Source organism: Actinomycetes bacterium, assembly GCA_036510875.1.
Taxonomy (GTDB): Bacteria; Actinomycetota; Actinomycetes; order Prado026; family Prado026; genus DATCDE01.
This window is the reverse complement of record DATCDE010000283.1, coordinates 1-5553: the sequence shown is the minus strand read 5'-3', so window position 1 is coordinate 5553 and position 5553 is coordinate 1. Positions and strand designations below refer to the sequence as shown.

The window sequence follows — 5553 nt, the reverse complement described above, 5'->3', positions numbered from 1 at the left end:
GGATGACGGCCACGCCAAGGAACCGGATCCAACGCCGCTGGATTGCCCGTGTCGCGAGCAGGACCATCAGAGCGCACAGCAGGTAGTTGGCTGCCAGGTTGGGGTCGTGGAAGGTCAGTGCGGCGCGGCCGCCGTTCGCGGACGTGACGCCGGCCAGGGCGTTGATCCCGGCCAGTCGGCCGAAGACCAGGACGGATGCCCAGGCGATCCCGCTCCAGCACCAGGCCCTGAGAAAGACCCGCAACAGATATGGGTTCCGCACTGCGTTCGCGACGGCGGCCCCCCACAACAGCATGAACAGGTCCTGCACGATCGCGACGCCGGAGTATGCGGCACTGTGGTGGAGTGCGGCAATCAACCCGGCGGTCATCAGGACGCCCATGCCCAGGGAGTAGGGAAGGATCACTCTGGCACCGGTGCGGTAGAGCCAGATCATGGTCATGACCATCGCCGCACCGATGGTGACGTCCGCAATTCCGGTGTTCCCCGGGCCGGCCGGGGTCAGGAGAGGCAGGGTCCAGACCGCAAGCACGAGGAGATACCCCACGTGTCGTACACGTCGCGGGACATCGGCCCCCTCGACGAAGGGGGCCTCAGCCGGTCTCTGGCCGTCTTCCTCACGGACGGTCATGGCAGTCATGCGACCAGATCCCGCAGCAGCTCGAGATGTTGTCTGGCGAAGTCGTCATGGTCGCTGCGCACGGCAATCTCGGCCAATCCCGTGAGCATCGCTGCACGCCACAGGTCCCTGGAGCGACCGGTGGCTTCGAGCGCGTCGCCGACGAACCCGGCCACCAGCTCTGGGTACCAGCCCCGTCCTCGCACGGCATACCGGATGCCGGCGCCCCAGGGGCCCGCACGCAAGCCCGGGTGGCCGCGCACGGGCGACCCGGGCCGTGTGTGCCGGTCGAGGTACAAGGAGTAGCTGAGCGCGAACCGGGCACGGTCCCTGACGGGGTCCCCGCCCACGACGGCGTGTTCCCAGTCCACGACACCCGACACCTCGCCGGCGGTCTGCAGGATGTTGCCGCACCAGAAGTCGCCATGGACGACCGCGCAGAGGTCAGGGCGCTCAAGCTCTCCCTCCATGGATTGTGTTGCCGCTGCGAGGCATTCGTCAACGACCTGGGGCCCGAAACGCGCACGTATGCCGTCCGTCCAGCGAGGTGGGACCGCAGTCGACCCTGACCTGCGGGCGAGTTGAGACAACCATCGGTCGACTCGAGCGAAGTCGTGGCGCACTCGCTGAGGCTGGCTGCTGTGCCTCCACCGGTGGTAGTCGATGGCCATCGGCACACCGGCGCGGGCGGTCATCACCAGCGCAGTGCCCAGTGGGGTCTCACGCAGCTCCAGACACCGTGGCACCGTGTAGTGAACCATGGTCGGATCGACCGCCGCGAGCCCCCGCAAGGCCCTGGCCTCGGCGTCCACCGAGCGACCGGCAACCCCGGTGAGCCCGATCTTCAACGCCAACGTGGGCGACGCCGCACCGTCGACGAACACCATCACGATGGCTTTGGGATTGGCGTCTCTGGACATGGCAACGACCACCGTGCGCGTCTGCCGCCCGGACAGATGGTCGCCGACGATGTCCCGGACCATGGTTCCGAGCGCGGGCCCCGTCACGACGGCAGTCATCGCCGGTTCGCGATCACGATACGTCCCAGCGCAACGCCGCCGACCACGGACAGGACGCGCGACCGGCGGCCCGCTCTCACCGCGGCTTCCGCCAGCAGGGACCCGCGACTGACGCCCGGCGGGACCGTTGCCATGGTCGTCCACAGCCAGGCGAGCGTTGTTGGATCGTCCTCGACGACGAAGGATGGCCGACGCCACGAGGGCAGCACGATGTACTCTCTGGTGATCTGGAGCCCGAGCCGAGCTGCCTTGCGGCGCAACCGGATACGGCCTCCAGGGCGGTCATCGGTGAGGACGACGGCAGAACCAGCCGGAAGAGCGTCGATCGCACCTCTCCCGGCTCGGCCACGAGGCTCGATGACCAGATCGCCAGGTCCGGTGACCAGGCGCACTGACTCGGGCACCCCGGGGATCACGACGCCTCTGAGAAGGATCGCGGAGATCGTGCCCGGAGCTCCTTGGAGGAGTAGACCTCGTCCAGAACCACCCCCAGCGTCTCAGGGGCATAGCGAGCGCCGAGGTGGGTGCGGGCGTTGCGCACCCACTGACCGGCCAGGTGCGGGTTGGCCAGCGCATGCTCCAGCGCACCGGCCAGCAGGTCGACCCGGCCCGGGGGGACCAGCAGCCCCGTCTCGCCCGGTATCACCACGTCGGGGACGGCATTGACGGATGTCGCGACCACCGGGATGCCGCTCTGTTGCGCCTCGACGATGACGCATGGCAACCCCTCGTACCGGCTCGCCATCGCGAAGACGTCGAACGCTGGCAGGATCGCCGGCACATCATCCCTGTTGCCCAGCAGCAGGACCCGATCCTGTAACCGGAGTGCGGTGACCTGTTGCCGTGCCGCCTCGATCAGTGGTCCGTCGCCGGCCCACACCAGCATCGCCCGCGATGTGAGCCGGGACACCGCCTCGATCAAATCTTCCGGCGCCTTCTGGTAGTCCATCCGGCCCACCGTCCCGACCACGAGCGCATCGTCCGGGATCCCCAGCCTCAACCTGGCTCGTGCGCGCGTCGCCGGACTGGTGGTCACGGTTGGCGGGTCCACCGCCGGACCGATGGTGCGGATCTGCTCCGGCCGGGCTATGCCAAGCCTGATCATGTCCACGGCGACGCCGGTGCCGATCGCGAGGATGACGTCGGTCATCCGGGCCATGCGTCGCTCGATCTCGATGTATGTCGCCCGGGTGTGCCGAGGCTGGAACTGGTGGAAGGGGAATCCGTGCATCGTGTGAACCACCCGCGTCGCACCTACTCTCCTGGCAGCCAGCCGGCCAAGAACGCCCGCCTTGGCACTGTGGGTGTGCACGACGTCGATGTCCCGCTCGCGAAGGACCCGGATGATCCGCGCCAGGGCAACGACGTCCTGGCGGGGACTGATCGGGGAGACCAGCTCGGGGATGACCACGACGTCCACGCCGTGGGCGCGCGCCTCGTCCAGGAGAGGTCCCCCGCTGCCGGTGACGAGCGTCCCGTGGTACCGCTGGGGATCGATGCTCACGGCGCCCCTGACTGCGACCCCGCCGGCGCCGGCGATGCACCGGGTGACGATGGTGGCAACGTTGACAGCCATGATGTTCACGCCCCCCAGGGGAGCTGTTTCCCCGGGCCGTCAGCGCCAGAAGTCGCGATCAGATCGGCCAGGCCGGGGCCGGGAATCGCCGGGAGCTGCACCAAGGTGCAGGGTATGCCGCGCACCAGGTCGCCGGCGCAGGCCACCACGGGGGCGTGCGCCGGGCCAAGACCCGTTCCGAGCGCCAGCGTCGACGCGAAAGCCCAGTAGCGGCGAAGCTCGCCCGCGGCATACGTCCCTGCCGCGATGACCCTGGCTGCGTCGGCGCCCCTCAACGGCACCATGGCGACCTCGGACTCCGACCCGCGGCATAGCACCAGGATCCGCCCGGCCTCAATTCGTTCGAGTCTCGCCGTCCAGACGGACTCGCGCCGTCCGTGGGGCATCCGGCGGCCGGTCCCGCCCTCAGCGCGCAGCGGCTCGAGCACGCCGTACAACGTCGATCCGAAGCAGACACAAAGGTTGTCGCTGACGGCCTGCGCTCCTGTTCTGGTGGCCTTGGCCATGAGAGTGGACTTGCCTACCCCGCCCGGACCGGCGAGTACCACTGCCTCACCGTTCACGCTCAGTGCCGACACGTGCAGCGGCACCCCGCCCTTGACACCGGCCCACCAAAGGACCGGGTACTGCAGCAAGGCCGCCCGCCAGAGCAGCTGGGTCCGTGCCGGTGCGAGCAGCTTGAGCCCCCGCTGGGTGAGCCTTGGGCGCGGCCGGGCCACGACCGCCAGGCAGTCGGAGTCGGTGCTGATCCGAAGGTCCAGGCCGCTGGCGCAAGCGTCCTCCATCACGACACATCCCGCGCCTGCCCAAGCTCCCCGGGTCAGGGGGTCCATGTGGTCCAGGGAAAATGGCCCTGCGCCGAGCTCGACGCGAACGTAGATGTCCGTTGGAGTCTCCGGCATTCCCTCCATCGCCTGTCCGGCGAACGCCTCGGCCACCCGCTTCCGCCACAGCCCTCTGGGTGCATCGACAGCGAGGGTGAGGCCCCCACTCCGGCAGGTCAGGCTCATGGAGTCCCCCCCCGGGCCAGCGAGTGGGTCACGGGATCGGCCACCCGATAGGCCGTGTTGGCCGTGTTGGCCGCGTTGGCCGCGTTGACCGCGTGCTCAGCGGGCTTCCTGTGGCGCCTGAAGCGTCGGGGTCGCTGGTAGGCCACGACGCCGAGAACGGGCCAGTCGACCGAATCCATCAGCTCCTGCACCTGCCGCAGCTGTCGGGCGCGGACCTTGGTGGGGCTGAAGATGACGATCGCGGGGTGATCGCCGGGCTCAACCCACTGCCCGTTCAGGGCAACGCATTGCAGTCGGTGGCTCGACCCCAGGTTCCCGTTTGGCCCCCAGGCCTCAGCCATCTCCACGGCGAGAGGTTGGTCCTCCAGGCGTACCGATAGGAGGATCGCCAACGAGCTTTCGTGTCTGAGACCGAGCAGTGCCATCCGGTCGGCGATGTGGGTCATGGCTACGGCGCGAGCTGGGGACACCAGGTCACGCAAGGTGAGATGTCCGATCACGGGCGCGCCCACGGCATTCGAGATGGCCTTCGGGCTGCGCAGCGTCGGGCGCAGGATCTCCAGGCTGGCTGCGAGTCCGAGCCCACCGATCATGCCCAGGAGCCCTGCGAGGGCCGCCAGCTGCTTGGTCTTCATGGGCAGGGGGACGCTCGGGGTCCGCACCGGGTCGAGCAGGGCGGTCGATGGTCGCGCCGCCGCGGCGACGATGAGGCTGGAACGTTGCTGCTGGTTGTCGTCCAAGGTCGACTGGATACCGTTGACCTGTGCCTGGATGGTGAGCTGCTGACCGGGGCTGGCGCTGGTCAGCCGGGGGATCAGGGCGTCGCGCTGTTTGGTGAGGGTGGCGATCTTGCTACTGAGGGATGCGATCTGGTCGGTCTCCGGCTTCCGGTCAGCGGAGTTGGCGAACTTCAGCAGCTGGTTGGTCAGCGACGTGGCGATGAGGGCAGCCGTCTGCGGGTTCTGCTCGCTGACTGCGACCTCGATGACGGGAGAGACGCCGACCCTGCGCACATCGATGTGATCGAGGGCGAACTTCACCGGGTCGGTAGCGAGGTGCGCGTCTGACAGCGCTTGCTGGACGACGCCCGGGCTGGTGACGATGCCCATCGCCCGTGTGCTTGCTGCATCCGCCTCCACGTTGGACGAAGCCAGCGTGCTGCCGAACTGTAGGCGCCCGACTGCCTCGTACGTCGCCGGCTGCCTGCTGCCGAGAACGAGCACGGCAGCCACCGGGAGCAGGATGCAGATCGCGATGAGCAGCCAGTGGCTGCGCACCACCCGATCGAACGCCTCGTCAATAGTCATGTCGTCTCACCTTGTTCGGGAA

General features: G+C 68.5%; 5 protein-coding genes. All 5 read right to left on the bottom strand.

The window, feature by feature from the left end:
* The coding region (locus VIM19_16580; GenBank protein HEY5186471.1) for a hypothetical protein at nt 1-547 on the bottom strand (547 nt) is incomplete at its 3' end.
* Nucleotides 548-636: 89 nt separating this feature from the next.
* A complete protein-coding gene (locus VIM19_16575; protein ID HEY5186470.1) occupies nt 637-1836 on the bottom strand; it encodes a phosphotransferase in 1200 nt (399 codons plus the stop codon).
* 214 nt (nt 1837-2050) lie between these two features.
* A complete protein-coding gene (locus tag VIM19_16570) occupies nt 2051-3214 on the bottom strand; it encodes a glycosyltransferase family 4 protein (protein HEY5186469.1) in 1164 nt (387 codons plus the stop codon).
* 5 nt (nt 3215-3219) lie between these two features.
* The gene (locus VIM19_16565) at nt 3220-4002 is read right to left on the bottom strand and encodes a hypothetical protein (GenBank protein HEY5186468.1); all 783 of its coding nucleotides are present in this window, start codon (nt 4000-4002) and stop codon (nt 3220-3222) included.
* 218 nt (nt 4003-4220) lie between these two features.
* On the bottom strand, nt 4221-5531 hold the full coding sequence (locus tag VIM19_16560) for a hypothetical protein (protein ID HEY5186467.1): 1311 nt from the start codon (nt 5529-5531) through the stop codon (nt 4221-4223).
* Between the last annotated feature and the right edge of the window lie 22 nt (nt 5532-5553).